Annotated in this window: 16 protein-coding genes; 11 read left to right on the forward strand and 5 right to left on the reverse strand. The window is 64.8% G+C overall.

Annotated features, from left to right (window positions below; genetic code table 11):
• Positions 1-75 precede the first annotated feature (75 nt).
• On the forward strand, positions 76-1,140 hold the full coding sequence (gene glnL, locus CEY08_RS11180) for a nitrogen regulation protein NR(II) (protein ID WP_042793688.1): 1,065 nt from the start codon (positions 76-78) through the stop codon (positions 1,138-1,140).
• A complete protein-coding gene (gene ntrC, locus CEY08_RS11185; RefSeq protein WP_076813695.1) occupies positions 1,140-2,639 on the forward strand; it encodes a nitrogen regulation protein NR(I) in 1,500 nt (499 codons plus the stop codon). The genes glnL and ntrC overlap by 1 nt, the downstream gene beginning before the upstream one ends.
• A gap of 23 nt (positions 2,640-2,662) precedes the next feature.
• Here ntrC and CEY08_RS11190 read toward each other — a convergent pair whose 3' ends face one another.
• Positions 2,663-3,577: a LysR family transcriptional regulator gene (locus tag CEY08_RS11190; RefSeq protein WP_076813693.1), complete on the reverse strand. Its 915-nt coding sequence runs from the start codon at positions 3,575-3,577 to the stop codon at positions 2,663-2,665.
• A 182-nt stretch (positions 3,578-3,759) separates the two neighbouring features.
• On the opposite strand from CEY08_RS11190, the gene CEY08_RS11195 reads away from it, so the two are divergent.
• The 3 genes from CEY08_RS11195 (at position 3,760) to CEY08_RS11205 (ending at position 6,555) form a co-directional block, all read left to right on the forward strand.
• A complete protein-coding gene (locus CEY08_RS11195) occupies positions 3,760-4,458 on the forward strand; it encodes a pirin family protein (protein WP_042793685.1) in 699 nt (232 codons plus the stop codon).
• 126 nt (positions 4,459-4,584) lie between these two features.
• Positions 4,585-5,490, forward strand: coding sequence for a pirin family protein (locus CEY08_RS11200; protein WP_076813690.1), 906 nt, complete (start codon positions 4,585-4,587; stop codon positions 5,488-5,490).
• 87 nt (positions 5,491-5,577) lie between these two features.
• Positions 5,578-6,555 carry a Bug family tripartite tricarboxylate transporter substrate binding protein gene (locus tag CEY08_RS11205; RefSeq protein ID WP_076813688.1) on the forward strand — a complete coding sequence of 326 codons (978 nt, stop codon included), beginning with the start codon at positions 5,578-5,580 and terminating at the stop codon, positions 6,553-6,555.
• Between the two features lie 15 nt (positions 6,556-6,570).
• On the opposite strand, the gene CEY08_RS11210 is transcribed toward CEY08_RS11205, so the two are convergent.
• From CEY08_RS11210 to CEY08_RS11220, 3 genes are all read right to left on the reverse strand, one after another.
• A complete protein-coding gene (locus CEY08_RS11210) occupies positions 6,571-7,347 on the reverse strand; it encodes an ABC transporter ATP-binding protein (RefSeq protein WP_042797075.1) in 777 nt (258 codons plus the stop codon).
• 5 nt (positions 7,348-7,352) lie between these two features.
• Positions 7,353-9,023 (reverse strand): ABC transporter permease, encoded by a 1,671-nt coding sequence (locus CEY08_RS11215; protein ID WP_076813685.1) that lies wholly within the window; start codon positions 9,021-9,023, stop codon positions 7,353-7,355.
• A 145-nt stretch (positions 9,024-9,168) separates the two neighbouring features.
• A complete protein-coding gene (locus tag CEY08_RS11220) occupies positions 9,169-10,212 on the reverse strand; it encodes a Fe(3+) ABC transporter substrate-binding protein (RefSeq protein WP_042793681.1) in 1,044 nt (347 codons plus the stop codon).
• A gap of 337 nt (positions 10,213-10,549) precedes the next feature.
• Between CEY08_RS11220 and CEY08_RS11225 the strand changes: the two genes are divergently transcribed.
• From CEY08_RS11225 to CEY08_RS11250, 6 genes are all read left to right on the forward strand, one after another.
• Entirely contained in the window at positions 10,550-11,326 is a 777-nt protein-coding gene (locus CEY08_RS11225; RefSeq protein WP_063959712.1) for a ferredoxin--NADP reductase, read from the forward strand.
• A gap of 164 nt (positions 11,327-11,490) precedes the next feature.
• Positions 11,491-12,018 carry a 2,4'-dihydroxyacetophenone dioxygenase family protein gene (locus tag CEY08_RS11230; RefSeq protein ID WP_042793679.1) on the forward strand — a complete coding sequence of 176 codons (528 nt, stop codon included), beginning with the start codon at positions 11,491-11,493 and terminating at the stop codon, positions 12,016-12,018.
• Between the two features lie 48 nt (positions 12,019-12,066).
• Positions 12,067-13,038 carry a tripartite tricarboxylate transporter substrate binding protein gene (locus CEY08_RS11235; protein WP_076813682.1) on the forward strand — a complete coding sequence of 324 codons (972 nt, stop codon included), beginning with the start codon at positions 12,067-12,069 and terminating at the stop codon, positions 13,036-13,038.
• A gap of 29 nt (positions 13,039-13,067) precedes the next feature.
• The gene (locus tag CEY08_RS11240; RefSeq protein ID WP_076813679.1) at positions 13,068-13,859 is read left to right on the forward strand and encodes an SDR family oxidoreductase; all 792 of its coding nucleotides are present in this window, start codon (positions 13,068-13,070) and stop codon (positions 13,857-13,859) included.
• 10 nt (positions 13,860-13,869) lie between these two features.
• On the forward strand, positions 13,870-14,589 hold the full coding sequence (locus CEY08_RS11245) for an SDR family NAD(P)-dependent oxidoreductase (RefSeq protein WP_076813675.1): 720 nt from the start codon (positions 13,870-13,872) through the stop codon (positions 14,587-14,589).
• A gap of 112 nt (positions 14,590-14,701) precedes the next feature.
• Positions 14,702-15,532 (forward strand): IclR family transcriptional regulator, encoded by an 831-nt coding sequence (locus CEY08_RS11250; protein WP_076817721.1) that lies wholly within the window; start codon positions 14,702-14,704, stop codon positions 15,530-15,532.
• A 50-nt stretch (positions 15,533-15,582) separates the two neighbouring features.
• Here the strand turns inward: CEY08_RS11250 and CEY08_RS11255 are convergent, their stop codons facing one another.
• On the reverse strand, positions 15,583-16,545 hold the full coding sequence (locus tag CEY08_RS11255) for a Bug family tripartite tricarboxylate transporter substrate binding protein (protein ID WP_042793675.1): 963 nt from the start codon (positions 16,543-16,545) through the stop codon (positions 15,583-15,585).
• Between the last annotated feature and the right edge of the window lie 17 nt (positions 16,546-16,562).

Raw genomic sequence — 16,562 nt, forward strand, 5'->3', positions numbered from 1 at the left:
GCCCGGCGGGCAGCGCGCCGGATTCCGGCGCTGCCGTCGCATTCCGCCTTCCCCTCACATTCGGGTATGTAGAAAATGAATGTAGAAGCTCTCGATTTGCTAGCCACGTCCGTTTTCCTGGTCAACGAACGCGGTCATATCGAATACGCCAATGCGGCCGCGGAAGACTTGTTCGGCCGTTCGCGCAAGCAACTGAGCGGCCATTCCGCCGCCACATTGTTCGACAGTCCGGAAAACATCCAATCCTCCATCGATCGCGCCGCCGCCGGCCGCTACGCCGACGTCAGGCAGCTTGCCTCGTTGCGCCGTGCCGCCGAGTCCGTGGAAGTGTCGGTGACGACGGTCGGATTGACGGGCCAGCCTTGGCCCGTGCTGATTGAAACCCGCGAGATCGAGCAGCGCGTGCTGGCCGACCGCAACCACCGGCTGGTTGACGAGATCGAAGCCCACCGCGAACTGCTGCGCAATCTTGCGCATGAAGTCAAGAATCCCCTGGGCGGTCTGCGCGGCGCCGCGCAATTGCTCGAAGCCGAGCTGCCCAGCGCAGCCCTGGCCGAATACACCCAGGTCATCATTTCCGAAGCCGACCGCCTGCAGGCACTGGTGGACCGCCTGAGCGGTCCGCAACGTGTGCCGCTGAACGCGCGGCCCGTGAACATCCATGAAATCTGCGAGCGCGTCTGCGCGCTGATCCAGGCCGAATTCCGCAATGACGTCACGCTGCTGCGCGACTACGATGCCTCGGTGCCCGACCTGAAGGGCGACGCCGCCCGTCTGATGCAGGCTGTTCTGAATGTGGCGCGCAATGCGGCGCAGGAACTGGTCGCGCGGCCCCAGGGGCCGCAAACCGAGCCGGGCGTGGTCACGCTGCGCACGCGTGTGGCGCGGCAAGTGATGCTGGCCCACCGGCAGCACCGCCTGGCGCTGGTGCTGTCCATCATCGACAACGGTCCCGGCGTGCCGGATCAGATACGCGACCGCATCTTTCATCCGCTGGTCACCGCCCGGGCAGGGGGCACCGGGCTGGGCCTGAGCCTGGCGCAGGACTTCGTGCAGCAGCACGGCGGCATCATCGAATTTGAATCCCGGCCCGGCCGCACCGAGTTCCGCCTGGTCCTTCCGATGGAGCCTGCACACTGATGAAACCCGTATGGATCGTCGATGATGACCAGGCCATCCGCTGGGTCCTGGAAAAGGCCCTGGCCCGCGCCGGGGTCCCCACCCGCAGTTTTTCCCAGTCGGCCGACGTGCTGGAAGCGCTGTCGCGCGAAACGCCCGCCGCGCTGGTGTCCGATATCCGCATGCCTGGCGGGAACGGCCTGGAGCTGCTGCGTCAGCTGAAAGAACGCAATCCGGGCTTGCCCGTGATTGTGATGACGGCGTTCGCCGACCTGGACAGCACGGTATCCGCCTTCCAGGGTGGCGCTTTCGACTACCTGGCCAAGCCGTTCGATGTGAATGAGGCGGTGGCGCTGATCCAGCGCGCCATGCAGGAGTCGGCGCAGCCCGAAAATCCTGAAGGGCAGGGCGAGTCGGCACAGAACAACGAACGCTGGATGATGACGCAGTCCTCGTCCACCGCCATGCAGGAGGTGTTTCGCGCGATCGGCCGGCTGGCCCAGTCCAAGGTCACCGTGCTGATCACGGGCGAGTCCGGCACCGGCAAGGAGTTGGTGGCACGCGCCTTGCACGGCCACGGCGTGCGCGCCAGCGGCCCCTTCGTGGCGTTGAATGCGGCGGCCATTCCGCGCGACTTGCTGGAGGCCGAGCTGTTCGGCCACGAGCGTGGCGCGTTCACGGGCGCCAACAATCTGCGCCGCGGCCGCTTCGAAGAGGCGCACGGCGGCACGCTGTTCCTGGACGAAATCGGCGACATGCCGATCGAGTTGCAGACGCGTCTGCTGCGCGTGCTGGCCGAGGGCAGTTTCTACCGCGTCGGTGGCGCGCAACCCGTGCGCGTCGACGTGCGCATCGTCGCAGCCACCCACCAGCCGCTGGAGCAGCGGGTAGAGCAGGGGCTGTTCCGCGAGGACTTGTTCCACCGCCTGAATGTGATCCGGCTGCGCCTGCCGCCGCTGCGCGAACGGGTTGAGGACATTCCGGCGCTGGCGAGCCATTTCCTGACCGCCAGCGCCCGTGCCCTGGGCGTGCCGGTCAAGCGCCTGACGCCGGAAGCGCTGGCCGTGCTGTCCAAGTTCGACTTCCCGGGCAACGTGCGCCAGTTGGAGAACTTCTGCCACTGGTTGACGGTGATGGCGCCCGGCCAGACGGTGGAGCGGGCGGACTTGCCGCCGGAAATCCGTGCCATGGAGCACCAGCAGCAGCCAGGTCCGTCGCCGACGTTTTCGCGCCCCGCGGCGCCGATGGCGGGCGTGGGCACCGTGCTGCAGGCTGCGGCGCCCGTGGATGAAGGATCACCGCGCAACTGGCAGGATTCGCTGTTGCGCGATGCGCAGTACCGACTGGAACGCGGCGAGCCCGCGGTCATGGCGACGTTGACGCGCCAGTTCGAGAAAATCCTGCTGCAAAGCGCATTGGATGCCAGCCGTGGCCGCCGTGTGGAAGCGGCCACGCGCCTGGGCATAGGGCGCAACACCATCACGCGCAAGCTGCGCGAGCTGGGCATCGAAGACGAGTGAGGGTGGGGCGCGCGGTGCGCGCCTTATCCCATCCCCAGCAGGCTTTCGCACAGCCGTGGCGACTTCAGTTTCTGCAGCCACCATTTCAAGGCCTCGCCCGGTGGTTCGGAGCGCCAGGCATAGGCTAGGTGTTCCGTCAGGGACATGCCTTCATCCGTTTCGCACACCATCAGCAGTCCCTGCGCCAGATAGGGCGCGGCCAGCGTCAGCGGCAGATAGCCGCAGCCCAGGCCGCGCACCTGCGCGTCTATCTTGGCCTGCATGGTGGGCATGACCAGGGTAGGCTGTTCGGCCAGGATGCCGCGCGTTTGCGGCGCCAGGTTGCGGGAAGTGTCCGCCACCACCACGGCGCAATAGCGGGTGATGTCGGCGCGGCTCAAGGGCTGCGGCAGGGCAGCAAGCGGATGGTGCGCGGCCACGCAGAAGCCGAACTGAGATTGCCCGATGGCTTGCGAGCGATATGGGCCGGTGGGCTCTCCGGCTGCGCCCGCGCCGATAACCAGGTCGGCTCGTCCCGAGGTCAGCGCGTCCCAGTTGCCGCTTAGCACTTCACTGGAAAAACGCAGCGTGGTGGCGCTGCCCAATGCCTGGAATTCTTCTATCAAGTCGTATAGCGGCCGCCACGGCAGGACCGCGCTGACCGCGATGCGCAATTCCACTTCCCAGCCCGTCGCGATGCGCTTGACCCGGCAGGCCAGGTCGTCCAGCGATTGCAATACATGGCGTCCGTCCTTCAGCAATGTTTCGCCGGCCGGGGTCAATAGCGCGCGGTGCCCCGAACGGTCGAACAACAACACGTCCAGCCCGTCTTCCAGCTTGCGGATCGAGTAGGTCACCGCGGAAGGCACCTTTCCCAGTTCGCGTGCCGCCTTGGCAAAGCTGCCGTGGCGCGCGATGGCGTCCACCAGGACGAGCAGTTCTGGGGTGATGGCTTGCATGATGACGGGCTCCGGAGCAGATATTCAAAAAATTTGAATGGTTCCGTCAAAATATAGCGCCAAACATGCGAGGCTGCACGCGCACAATATCACTCATGCCGGTGGTGCAGCAGCTTCCAGCGATAGAACGAATGGCAAGCCCGGCTGCATAACCATTCACATAATTGAAATAGGAGTCCGCAATGCTTACTACTCGCCGCGCCGCTGAACGGGGTCACGCCAACCATGGATGGCTGGACTCGTTTCACACCTTTTCCTTCGCCAACTATTACGATCCGGCCCACATGGGATTTGGCGCCCTGCGCGTGATCAATGACGACCGCATCGCGGCCGGCCGCGGGTTCGGCACGCACGGCCATCGCGACATGGAGATCATCACCTATGTGCTGGACGGCGCGATCGCCCACAAAGACAGCATGGGCAGCGGTTCGACCATTCAGCCGGGCAACGTGCAGCGCATGAGCGCAGGCCGCGGCGTGATGCACTCGGAGTTCAACCCGCTGTCGGATCGGGAAACGCACATGCTGCAGATCTGGATCGAGCCCGACGTGGCCGGTATTGCGCCGGAATACGAAGAGCGCAGCTTCAGCGACGAGCAAAAGCGCGGTCGGCTGCAGGCCCTGGTGTCTTCTGATGGCGTGGACGGTTCGATGAAGATCCATCAGGACGCGCGCCTGTATGCGGGGCTTTTCGACGGCGATGAAACGGCGGTCCTTGATCTGGCAGCCGGCCGCCGCGCCTGGGTGCACGTGGCGCGCGGCAGCCTGACCGTCAACGGGGTCGAACTCTCGGCCGGTGACGCGCTTGCCATCACCGATGAGCCTCGGGTCGAGCTCTCGGCGGGCAAGAATGCCGAAGTGCTGGTTTTCGACCTGGCCTGAAGCAGCATGGCTGGCAAGCGGCTCGCGCTTGCCAGCCAGTACCATTTTTCCATGCAAGCGGCTGGCCTTAAGATGGGCCTTGGCCCCAACAACCGGCCCTAGGCCTCAATACCCGGAGACCCGATCATGTCCACCTTGTCCGAAGCAGGCGAAAGCCAGATTGAATCCGTCGTGGTGCCGCGCACCAGCGACCTGGGCGGCTTTTCCGTGCGCCGCGCGATCCCGTCCGCGCAGCGCCGCACCGTGGGGCCTTTTGTTTTCCTGGATCACATGGGTCCGGTCGAATTCGCGCCCGGTTCGGGCATCGACGTGCGCCCGCATCCGCATATCGGCCTGTCCACCGTGACTTATCTGTACGAAGGGTCCATGGTGCACCGCGACGGGGCGGGCAATACCCAGACCATCCTGCCGGGCGAAGTCAACTGGATGACGGCCGGTCGCGGCATCGTGCATTCGGAACGTTCTTCGCCCGAAAGCCGGCAGGCCGCGCAGCGCCTCTGTGGCCTGCAGATCTGGGTGGGCCTGCCTAAGGAACACGAGGAAACCGATCCGGGCTTTACGCACTACGGGCTGGACGCCCAACCGGTGGTCGAAGGCGAGGGTGTGCGAGCCCAGGTGGTGGCGGGTTCGCTATTCGGCAAGACATCGTCGGTGAAAACGCTGTCGCCGCTGTTTTATGGCGACCTGCAGCTGCAGGCGGGCGCGACCACGGTGTTACCGGCCGAGCACGAAGAACGTGCCGCCTATTTGGCGCAAGGCACCGTGGAGATCGACGGACAGGAGTTCGAGAGCGGCCGCCTGGTCGTGTTCGCACCCGGCCGTCCGGTGCAGATCCGTGCCAAGACCGCGGCGCGCTTCGCCGTGCTGGGTGGCGAGCCCTTGGACGGCCCGCGCTTCGTCTGGTGGAACTTCGTCTCCAGCAACAAGGACCGTATCGAACAGGCCAAGCAGGATTGGCAGCGCAACCGTTTTGACCAGATCGTGCCCGGCGACGAGACCGAGTACATCCCGCTGCCCGAGCCGCGCGCCTGAGCAGGCGGCGACCCTGCCGCGCGGGCATCGCGCGGCAGGCAGTATGATGCGCCTCCAACCGCAACAACAAACCGGGATGGAGACATCATGCATCGTTATACCTACAACGCGCTGCGCGGCTTGGCCGCGCTGGCGCTGATCCAGGGCGCCAACGCGGCACTCGCCGCCGGCTATCCGGCCAAACCCATTACTTTCATCGTGCCCTATACCGCAGGCGGCACCACCGACTTGGTGGCGCGCACAGCGGGCCAGAAAGTGGCTGAAAAGCTGGGTCAGCCCGTTATTGTCGAAAATCGGCCAGGCGCGGGTGGCAATATCGGGATGGATGCGGTGGCCAAGGCGGCGCCGGATGGCTACACCATCGGTTTCGGCGCCATATCCACGAACGCGTTGAATCCCTTTGTCTATCCGTCCATGCCTTTCGATCCGACCAAGGATTTCACGGGCGTCAGCATGCTGGGCGCATCCACCGTGGTGCTGGAAGTCGGCCCCGCCTCGAAGGTGGACAGCGTCAAGGACCTCGTCGCCTATGCCAAGCAGCATCCGGGCACTTCATTCGGCACGCCGGGCACCGGCACCTCCATGCATTTGGCTGGCGTGATGTTTGATCAGTTGACCGGCGCGGGCATGCAGCACATTCCGTACAAGGGCAGCGCGCAGGGGCTGAACGACCTGCTGGGCGGCCACCTGCCGGTCATGTTCGACAACCTGCCGGCGTCTTTGCCTCATATCAAGGCGGGCAAGGTCCAGGCCCTGGCGGTGACGGGCAGCAAGCGAGCGCCCGCCTTGCCGGACGTGCCGACGTTGGCCGAGCTGGGGTATGAGGCCGCCGTGGTGGATCCGTGGTTTGCGGTCTATGGCCCTGCGAAGATGTCGCCGGAAGCGACCAAGGCGCTGAGCGACGCCTTCCAATGGGCGCTGGCCTTGCCGGAAGTGAAGACCAAGCTAGAGCAGGCCGGCTTCATGCCTTATGGCTCCACGCCCCAGGAGGTAGAGCGCTTGACGCAAAGCCAGCACGAGGCCTTCAAGGCGCTTTCGAAAAAAGTGAAGCTGTCGGCCGACTGATCGGCCGGCGTTGCCTCAGCGGCCGCGGGCGTACGCCTGCTCGCGCCGCTCTTCCAGGGCTTCCCGGCGGATGAAGTCGCGCACGAAGTCGCTGGCCGGATGGTGGTGCAGGTTGTAGGGCGTATCCCACTGCGCAATGCTGCCTTTGGACATGACGCCTATACGGTCGGCAATGGCGAAAGCCTCGGCCTGGTTGTGCGTCACCAGGATGGCCGTGTGGCCGGTCGTCTTCAGGATGTCGCGCACTTCGAATGCCAGGCGCTCGCGCGTGTCCACGTCCAGGTTCGAGAAAGGCTCGTCCAGCAGCAGCAGGTCGGGCGAGGGGGCCAGCGCGCGCGCCAGCGCCACGCGTTGCTGCTGGCCGCCGGAGATTTCGTGCGGGTAGCTATTGGCCGCGTGCGCCAGGCCCACGAGTTCCAGCATTTCCTCCACGCGGCGAGCCCGCTCCGGACGCGCCATTTTTCGTAGGCCGAAGGCCACGTTGAGCGCCACCGTCAGGTGCGGGAACAACGCATAGTCCTGGAACATCATGCCTACGCGGCGGTGCTCCGGCGCGACCTGGACGGTGGGCGATGAGATCACCGTGCCGTCCAGCAGGATGCGTCCGGCACGTACCGGTTCGAACCCGGCAATGGCGCGCAGTACCGTCGTTTTGCCGCAGCCGGATTCACCCAGCAGACAACCGATATGGCCGACGGGCAGGCCCAGCGTCAGGTCCTGCACCACGGGCTTGAGCCCCGCCGGCGTGTCGTAGGCGAGGGAGAGGTGATCGAGTTCTAACAGATCGGGCACGATGATCAATGTCCCATTTTCAGATTGGTGCGCGCCAGCAGGATGACGGGGAACAGGCCGGCCAGGACGATGGCCAGCGCCGCGACGGCGCCTTCTTCATAGGTGCCGCGGGCCGCCTCCGCATAGAGCCAGGTGGCGAGTGTGTCGAAATTCATGGGCCGCAACAGTAGCGTGGCGGGCAATTCCTTCATGGCGTCCACGAACACCAGCAAGGCACTGGCCGCAAGCGCGGGCCACAACAATGGCAGATGCACGCGGCGCAGGGTGCCTGCGGAGCTTTCGCCCAAGAGGCGCGACGCCTGCTCCAGCGAAGGCGGGATGCGGGCCAGCCCGGCTTCCAATGCGCCGGTTGAAATCGCCAGGAAGCGGATTGCATAGGCGCAGACGAGCGCGCCCATTGAACCCATCAGGAAAAGGCCGGTGCCGCCGAATACCTTGGCGAGCGCCGTATCGATCCAGACGAACGGGGTAAGCAGGCCGATGGCCAGCACCGTGCCCGGCACCGCATAGCCCAGGCTGGCGATGCGCGCGCAGGCGCGGCCCGGGTTGAAGCCCGAACTCTCGCGCAGGGTGCGGCCGGCCCAGGCGACGATCAGTCCGCACAGCAAGGTAACGATGGTGGCACTGAAGGCCACGATCAGCGTGTTGCTCAAGCCGTTGAGCAGCTGTTGCGACACACCCCCAACGAGGTGCATGCGCTTGTAGGTTTCCACGACCAGATACAGCGCGGGCGCGACAAAACCGATCAGCACGGGAATCCAGCCCAGCACTGCCGCGACGGCCGCGGCGGCGCCGCGCAGGCGGCGTGGCTGCATCGGACGCATGCGCTGCGTATTGGCATAGCGCTGGCGCTTGCGGCCGTGACGTTCGAGCAGGATCAGGCCGATGACGATCGCCAGCATGGTGAGCGCGATCTGGGCCGCGCCGGCCAGATCGGAACGGGTAACCCACGTGGTGTAGACCGACACCGTCAGCGTCTGCACGCCCAGGAATTCGGACGCGCCGATGTCATTCAGTGTTTCCAGCAGCGCCAGGCTGACGCCGACCACGATGGCGGGCCGGGCCAAGGGCAGGGCAACGCGGCAGAATACGGCGATGCGGCCGGCGCCAAGGGTGCGGGCGGCTTCCAGCAGGCTTGCGGCCTGCGTCATGAACATGACGCGCGTGCTGAGGTACACGTAGGGATACAGCACAAAGCCCAGCACGAAGATGGCGCCGTAGATCGAGCGCAGGTCCGGCAGGCGGAACTGACGCGGACTGTCGTAGCCCAGGAGTGTGCGGATCGCCGTCTGTATCGGACCGATCGGATGCAGCAGGTCCAGATAGGCGAAGGCGATGATGTAGGTCGGCACCGCCAGCGGCAGCAGCAGCGCCCAGGTCAGGACGCGGCGGGTAGGGAAGTCGTAGGCGGTCACGAGCCAGGCCGCGCCCGTGCCCAGCAGGGTGACCAGCACGCCCACGCCGGCCAATAGCATGGCGGTATTGGCCAGCGCCTGGGGCAATACATAACTGGCGAGATGCTGCCAGTGGGAAAGCTCGCCGCCCAGCGCCCACCACCCCAGCGTCAGCAGGGGAGCCAATACGGCCAGCGCGATCACGGCGGCGCCGGCCAGCCAGCCGGCCCCGCGTTCAGTCCAGCGCAGACGCAGCGGCCGGGGCAAAGAATCTGTGTGCATGCTTCAAGTCGATTGCATCAATGGCAAGGCCTGCTCCCTCGGGAAAGGGAGCAGGCCCTACGCGCGGGCCTGGGCGCGGCCCCCCGCGTTTCTCACTGCCACCAGGAAGGCGCCGCGCCGCGAGGCGTGGCCTCCCATGGGCTTATCAGTTGTCGAAACCGACCTTGTCCACCAGTTCGCTGGCTTGCTTGCGATGCTTGGCGATTTCGGTCAGCGGCAGCGGGTCCACCTTCAGTTCGCCAAAGCTGGCGATCACGGGATCCAGCTTCACGCCCTTGCGGACGGGGTATTCATAGTTGGCCTGGGCGTAGAGAGCCTGGGCCGGCTCGGAGACCAGGAAGTCCAGCAGCTTGACGGCATTGGCCTTGTTGGGCGCGTGGGCAGCAACGGCCGCGCCGCTGACGTTTACGTGCGTGCCGCCGCTCTTTGCGTTGGCAAACGTCGGGCGGATGACCTTGATGGCATCGCCCCACTTGCGGGCGTCGGTGCCGGGTTCCGCGTTCTTCATGTGGCCGACGTAATAGGCATTGGCCAGGCCGATGTCGCAGATGCCGCCCAGGATGTCGCGTGCCACGTCGCGGTCGCCGCCTGCTGCCTTGCGGGCCAGGTTGGCCTTGACGCCGCGCAGCCATTTTTCGGTGGCTTCCGCGCCATCGTGCGCAATCATCGAGGCGACCAGCGCGGTGTTGTAGGGGTGTTGGCCCGAACGGATGCAGACCTTGCCTTTCCACTTGGGGTCGGCCAGGTCTTCGTAGCGGAAGGCTTCCAGCTTCAGGTCCTTTTCCACGTACAGCACGCGGTCGCGCAGCGACAGGGCGTACCACTTGCCGTCGGCGCCGCGCAGGTTGGCCGGAATGACGGATTCCAGGGTTTCCGATTTGATCGACTGGGTCACGCCGCCGTCCACCAGGTCCAGCAGATTGCCGATGTCCACCGTCATCAACACGTCGGCGGGCGACTTGGCGCCTTCGGCCTTGACGCGTTCCAGCAGGCCGTCCTTGACGAAGACTGTATTGACCTTGATGCCGCTTTCTTTGGTGAAGGCGTCCAGCAGCGGCTGGATCAGCTTCGGTTCCCGGGTGGTGTACAGGCTGACTTCCTCGGCGGCGTTAGCCGACACGGTGAAGGCGGCAGCGCCGGCCAGCGCCAGGGCGCGCAGCAGCGAGTTCAATTGGGGACGCTTGTTCATGAGGAGGTGCTCCGGCTAGGGCTGCAGAGGGAATTCCAGGTATCTGGGGCATCCCGCCGCTCAAAACAGTCTGCTAACGAAAATGATTATCAAATGAGAACGCGACGATAACAGGAAGCAAAGCGGCGTTCAACTCCTAGTAAGTCTGCCAGGGCATGGGCTTGATCCCCATCAATACGGCATAAGGGTATTACGGAATAATGAGAGCAGTTATCATCAAGACCCTGTAGAATAGGGTCAACCCTAATGCCGGCCGCGTCTTTTTTGCGGCACGGAATGACCCAGCGGCGCAAACCGGACCCACGGCCCGGGGCCGGCCGCCCTTACTTGATACGACATGGCTGCTTTCAACACAGAGCGCGTACTAAGCGTGCACCACTGGAACGACACCCTGTTTTCCTTCACCACGACGCGTGACTCGGCCTTGCGGTTCCACAATGGCCACTTCGTGATGATCGGACTGGAAGTTGAAGGCAAGCCTCTGCTGCGGGCCTACAGCATCGCCAGCGCCAACTACGAAGAGAACCTCGAATTCCTCAGCATCAAGGTGCAGAATGGCCCGCTCACGTCGCGCCTGCAGCACCTGAAAGAAGGCGACACCATCCTGGTCAGCCGCAAGCCTGTCGGCACGCTGGTCGTCGACGACCTCAAGCCGGGCAAACATTTGTTCCTGTTCGGCACGGGCACCGGCCTGGCCCCCTTCATGAGCATCATCAAGGACCCGGACGTCTACGAGCGTTTCGACAAGGTCATCCTGGTGCACGGCGTGCGTTGGGTCAGCGAACTGGCCTACGCCGACTTTATCGAAAATGAATTGCCGAACAACGAATTCTTCGGCGACATCGTGCGCGAGAAGCTCGTGTACTACCCGACGGTGACGCGCGAACCCTTCCGCAACCAAGGCCGCATCACCGAACTGATGGAAAACGGCAAGCTGTGCCAGGACATCGGCATTCCCCAGATCAATCCGGAAACCGATCGCGCGATGATCTGCGGCAGCCCGCATATGTTGGCCGACATCAGCGCCATGCTGGACAAGCGCGGCTTCACGGTCTCGCCGGGAGTGGGCCAGCCGGGCGACTACGTGGTCGAGCGCGCTTTCGTGGATAAATAAGCCACAGGCAAGCCACCAACCAGAAAAACCCATCGCATCGCTGCGATGGGTTTTTTGTTTTCCGGCGTCCGATTAGGGTTAGCCCGCTGTGGCCGGGCGAGGTCAATCCTTATAATTCGTCCATAAAGTAAACATATTGTCCATAATATGGAAGGATGAAAGAGATGCCCGTAGACCAACCCGACGCTGAGCCCCTCACTCCATACCAGTATCCAAATCCGCCGGATGCCTTGCCCGAACTGGTGGTCCCGCATGCGATTCCCACGGACGAAAGGCTTTGGGTGCCCCAAGCGGAAAACGTATGGTTCCGGCCGCTCTGTCTGAACGCGAGCCAGGGTTACTGGATGAACCTGTTGCGTGTGCGCAAGTCCGGCGTGCTCAGCCGCCACCGGCATCCACAGGCCGTGCATGGTTTCGTGCTGAAAGGCCGCTGGCGCTATCTCGAACACGACTGGGAAGCCACCGAAGGCAGCTATGTGTTCGAACCGCCCGGCGAAACGCACACGCTTTACGTGCCGCCAGACGTGGAGGAAATGATCACGTTTTTCCAGGTCAATGGCGTCATGTACTACACCGACCCTTGGGGCAAGGGTATGGGCTATGAAGACGTGTTCACCAAGATCGACATGTGCCGCAAGCATTTCGCGGCGGTCGGCCTGGGCGAAGACTATGTGAAGCAGTTCATACGCTGAACGACCGCATTCCAACCCGCAGCACATAAAACATATACCGGAGACACCATGAAACGTCGTGCGTTCAATCGCTGCATTCTTTCCGCGCTGCTGGCCGGCGCCGCGCTGGGCGCGGGGCCTGCGGCACAGGCGCAGAACTTCCCCAACAGGGCCATCGAGATCGTGGTGCCGTTTGCCGCGGGCGGCGGCACGGACGCGATGGCGCGCGCCATGGGCGACGCGTCGCGCACGCATTTGCCGCAGCCGATCGTGGTGTTGAACAAGCCGGGCGCGGCGGGCGGCATCGGCCTGACCGAAGTTGCGAACGCCAAGCCCGACGGCTACAAGCTGGCATTGGTGACGGCTGACATGGTGATCATTCCGCACTTGGGGCTGACCAAGACGACCTATGAGAAGTTCACGCCCATCATCCAGCTCAATGCGGATCCTTCGGCCATTACCGTGGCGGCCGATTCTCCGTACAACACGATCGAGGCATTCCTGGATGCGGCGCGCGCCAAGCCGGAGAGCATGCAGGTGGGTAATGCGGGCATAGGTTCTATCTGGCACCTGGCGGCGGCCGCGCTGGAGGACAAAACGGGCGCCAAGTTCAACCACATTCCGTTCAATGGGGGCAACCCCGCGGTGCTGGCCTTGCTGGGCGGACACATCGACGCCGTGGCGGTCAGTCCGGCGGAAGTGATGCAGTACGTCAAGGCGGGCAAACTCAAACCGCTGGCGGTCATGGCCGACGCGCGCGTGGCGGGCTTCGAGAACGTGCCGACGCTGAAGGAGCGCAACATCGATCTGTCTATCGGCACGTGGCGGGGCATCGCCGCGCCCAAGGGCACGCCGCAGCCAGTGCTGGACACCTTGAGCGCGGCGTTCCGCCAGGCGGCCGCCGAAAACAGCCTCAAGCGTTTCATGGCGGAGCAGAATCTGGGTTACGCGGTGGCGGACCAACAGACCTTCACCGCCCTGATGGAGCGCGATAACGCCACCTTCAAGAACCTGATCGAGAAATTCGGCATGCGCCAGTAGACCTGGCGGGCCAAGACAAGGAGCAAGACATGGATTTGGGTATTGCCGGCAAGACGGCGCTGGTGGGCGGCGCCAGCAAAGGCCTGGGTTACGGCTGCGCGCTGGCGCTGGTGCGTGAAGGTGTCAACGTAGTGATCGTTGCGCGCGGCGCAGAGGCGCTCGAAGCCGCGAGGCAGCAATTGCTTAAGGCGCGGCCGGACGCCGCGGCCTTTGTTAAAGCCGTGGCGGCCGACATCACGACCCCGCGAGGACGCGAGGCGGTGTTCGCCGCGCATCCGGACTACGACATCGTGGTTACCAATGCGGGCGGGCCCCCGCCCGGGGACTTCCGAGACTGGGGCCGGGAGCAATGGCTGAACGCGGTCGAGGCCAACATGCTCACGCCGATCGAGCTGATCAAGGCCACGGTGGACGGTATGGCGGAGCGCGGCTTCGGACGCATCGTCAACATCACTTCCAGCGCGGTCAAGGCGCCCATCGACATCCTGGGGCTATCCAATGGCGCGCGCAGCGGGCTGACCGGGTTCGTGGCGGGCGTGGCGCGCAGCCATATCGCCGCCCGCGGCGTCACGATCAACAACCTGCTGCCCGGCGCCTTTGCGACCGACCGGCTGAGCTCGGCCCTGGCGGCTTCGGCGGCCAAGACCGGGCAGGATGCCGAGAAGGTAAGAGCCGAACGCCAGGGCGCGATTCCAGCCCGCCGATTCGGCAACGCGGAGGAGTTCGGCGCCATCTGTGCCTTCCTGTGCAGTGTTCATGCGGGCTACGTCACCGGGCAGAACGTGCTGGCCGACGGCGGTGCCTATCCTGGCACTTTCTGAGCGAGCGGCGATGACGTATCAAGCAGAGTTGTTTGCCGGAAAGACGGCGCTGGTGACCGGCGCGACCCAAGGTATCGGCGCGGCCGTCGCCAACAGGCTGGCCGCACTGGGGGCCCGCACCATCGCCGCCGGGCTGCAATCCGATACGGGGGAATTGGCCCCGGGCATTGAAGTGCGTATCGCAGACGTCAGCCAGGCCGATGACGTCGCGGGCCTGTTGCACGGGCTGGACGAGCTGGACATCGTGGTGAACTGCGCCGGCATCATCCGTCGAGGCGCGGAACACGATCCTGCCGTATTCGAACAGGTGTTGGCCATCAACCTGACCGGCACCATGCGCGTGTGCACCGCCGCTCGGGAACGGCTTGCGCGGCGCGGGGGCTGCATCGTGAACACCGCCTCCATGCTCAGCTTCTTCGGCGGGTCATTGGTGCCGGCCTATGCGGCCAGCAAGGGCGGGGTGGCGCAACTGACCAAGTCGCTGGCACTGGCGTACGCGGCGCAAGGCATCCGGGTTAACGCAGTCGCGCCTGGCTGGATCGCCACGCCGCTGACCCGCGCCCTGCAGGAGGACCCCGAACGCGCGGGGCCTATCCTGCAACGCACGCCGCTGGGCCGTTGGGGCAAACCGGAAGACGTGGCCGAAGGCGTGGTGTTCCTGTGCGCGCCTGCGGCCTCGTTCATGACCGGTGTGATCCTGCCGGTGGATGGGGGCTACCTGGTGGCCTGACGGGCAGCCTGGCGGTATGCCAGCGCCAGTGTTTGCGGGGATAATGGCGGGGCCGCGGCGCAGCCTGCGGCCTCGTTTGCCATTGCCGCCCTTCAAAGCCAAGTTTTTCGCCATGTCAGAACTTCCGCCAGTCGCCAACCCTCCCGCCGCGCAGGTGGCGGGCACCGCCGCCTTTTCGAAGTTCATGCACGTGCTGCAGGTCGTGGCCGATACGCCGGAATCCATGACGGTGGCCGAACTCAGCAAGCGCAGCGGCTACCCGCGACCGACCGTTTACCGCACGGTGGCGGCGTTGGTGGCTGAACGCCTTCTGGCCGAACATCCCGTCACGGGCAAGCTGAGCCTGGGGCCGCGCCTGATCCAGCTTGCCAGCCGTAGTTGGGGGCGGTCCGAGATGCGGCTGGCGGCCGTCGAGAACCTGAAGCAGCTGCGGGACCTCACCGGTGAAACCGTGCACCTGGCCGTGCCCAACGGGCAACACATGGTCTATATCGAGAAACTGGAAAGCCCCAGCGTGGTGCAGATGAATTCGCGTATCGGCACCAATGTGTCGATGTATTCGACAGCGGTGGGCAAAGCCTACCTGGCAATGCTGGACGAGCCTGCCTTGCAGGCCGCGCTGGACATGTTGCCGCAGCCCTTCGCCTGCCATACGCCGAATACCGTCAAGAACACCGAAGCGTTGCGGGAGCAGCTGGCGGCGGTGCGCCAGCGCGGCTGGGCCGTGGACGACGAAGAAAACGAAGCGGGCATCTATTGCTTTGGCGCGCCGATTTTTGGACAGAACGGCAGTCCGGTGGCGGCCATCAGCGTGAGCACGCTGCGTTTCCGCCAGAAGCCGGATCCTGAATCCGCCTACGTGGCGCCGCTGCTGGAGGCCTGCCGCGCCATCTCGCAGCGTATCGCCGGCACGCCGATGCTGGCGAGCAACGATTTGCTCTGACCGCCAGGGGAGGCGCGCGATTGCGCGTTCCCGCCCTTGGCGCTTGCTGCCTATTCAGGCTGGATGCCGGCCTTCTTGATGATGTCGCCCCACTTTTTCGATTCGGCTTGCTGGAACTGCGCAAGTTCGCCCGGCGTAGAGCTTGCAGGGTCGGTGCCTGTCTGGGTGTAGAACTGTTTGGCGGGCGCGCTTTCCGTGGCCTTGACCAGCAGCTCGTTCAGACGCTTGACCACGTCTGGCGGAGTGCCAGCCGGCGCATAGGCGGCGAACCAGTAGCCCATTTCGTAGCCCGGCACGCCGGCCTCCGAGATGGTGGGCACATCGGGCGCAAGCGGCGAGCGCGCCTGGCCGGTCACGCCCAGGGCGCGCAGCTTGCCGGATTTGACCTGGGGCAGGCCGGTGGCGGTGTCGGTGATCATCATGTCGATCTGGCCGCCCAGGAGATCCGTGACCGCCAGCGGATTGCTCTTGTAAGGCACATGGAGCAATTGCACGCCTGCCATCTGCTGCAGCAGTTCGCCCGCAATGCGGCTGCTGGAGCTGCCGCTGCCAAAGCTAAGCTTGCCGGGCGATTGCCTGGCTTGCGCCAGGAAGTCGCCCACCGTCTTTGCCTGCGAACTGGGGTTCACCACCATGATCTGGCCGCCCTTGCCAAGCAAGGTCAGGGGAGCATAGTCCTTGACCGGGTCGTAGGTCAGGGTCTTGTAAAGATGTTCGTTTGCGGCATGCGTGGTGTTGGTGGTGATCAGCACCGTATAGCCGTCCGGGGCCGCGCGGGCGCCGGCTGCCGCGCCGATCATCGCGCTGGCGCCGGGCTTGTTCTCGATCACCACCGCCTGGCCGGTCTGTTCGGTAACACCCTGGCCGATGGCGCGGCCGATCTGGTCGGTGGCGCTGCCGGCCGCGAACGGCACGATGAAAGTGATGGGCTTGGCGGGGAATTGGGCCATCGCCGTGACGGGCAGGGCGGCCGCAAGCAGCAAGGCCAGCCGGCCTTTGAAAGCAATGCGCATGTGTGTCTCCTGTGGGG

Source organism: Achromobacter insolitus, assembly GCF_002209555.1.
GTDB lineage: Bacteria > Pseudomonadota > Gammaproteobacteria > Burkholderiales > Burkholderiaceae_B > Achromobacter > Achromobacter insolitus.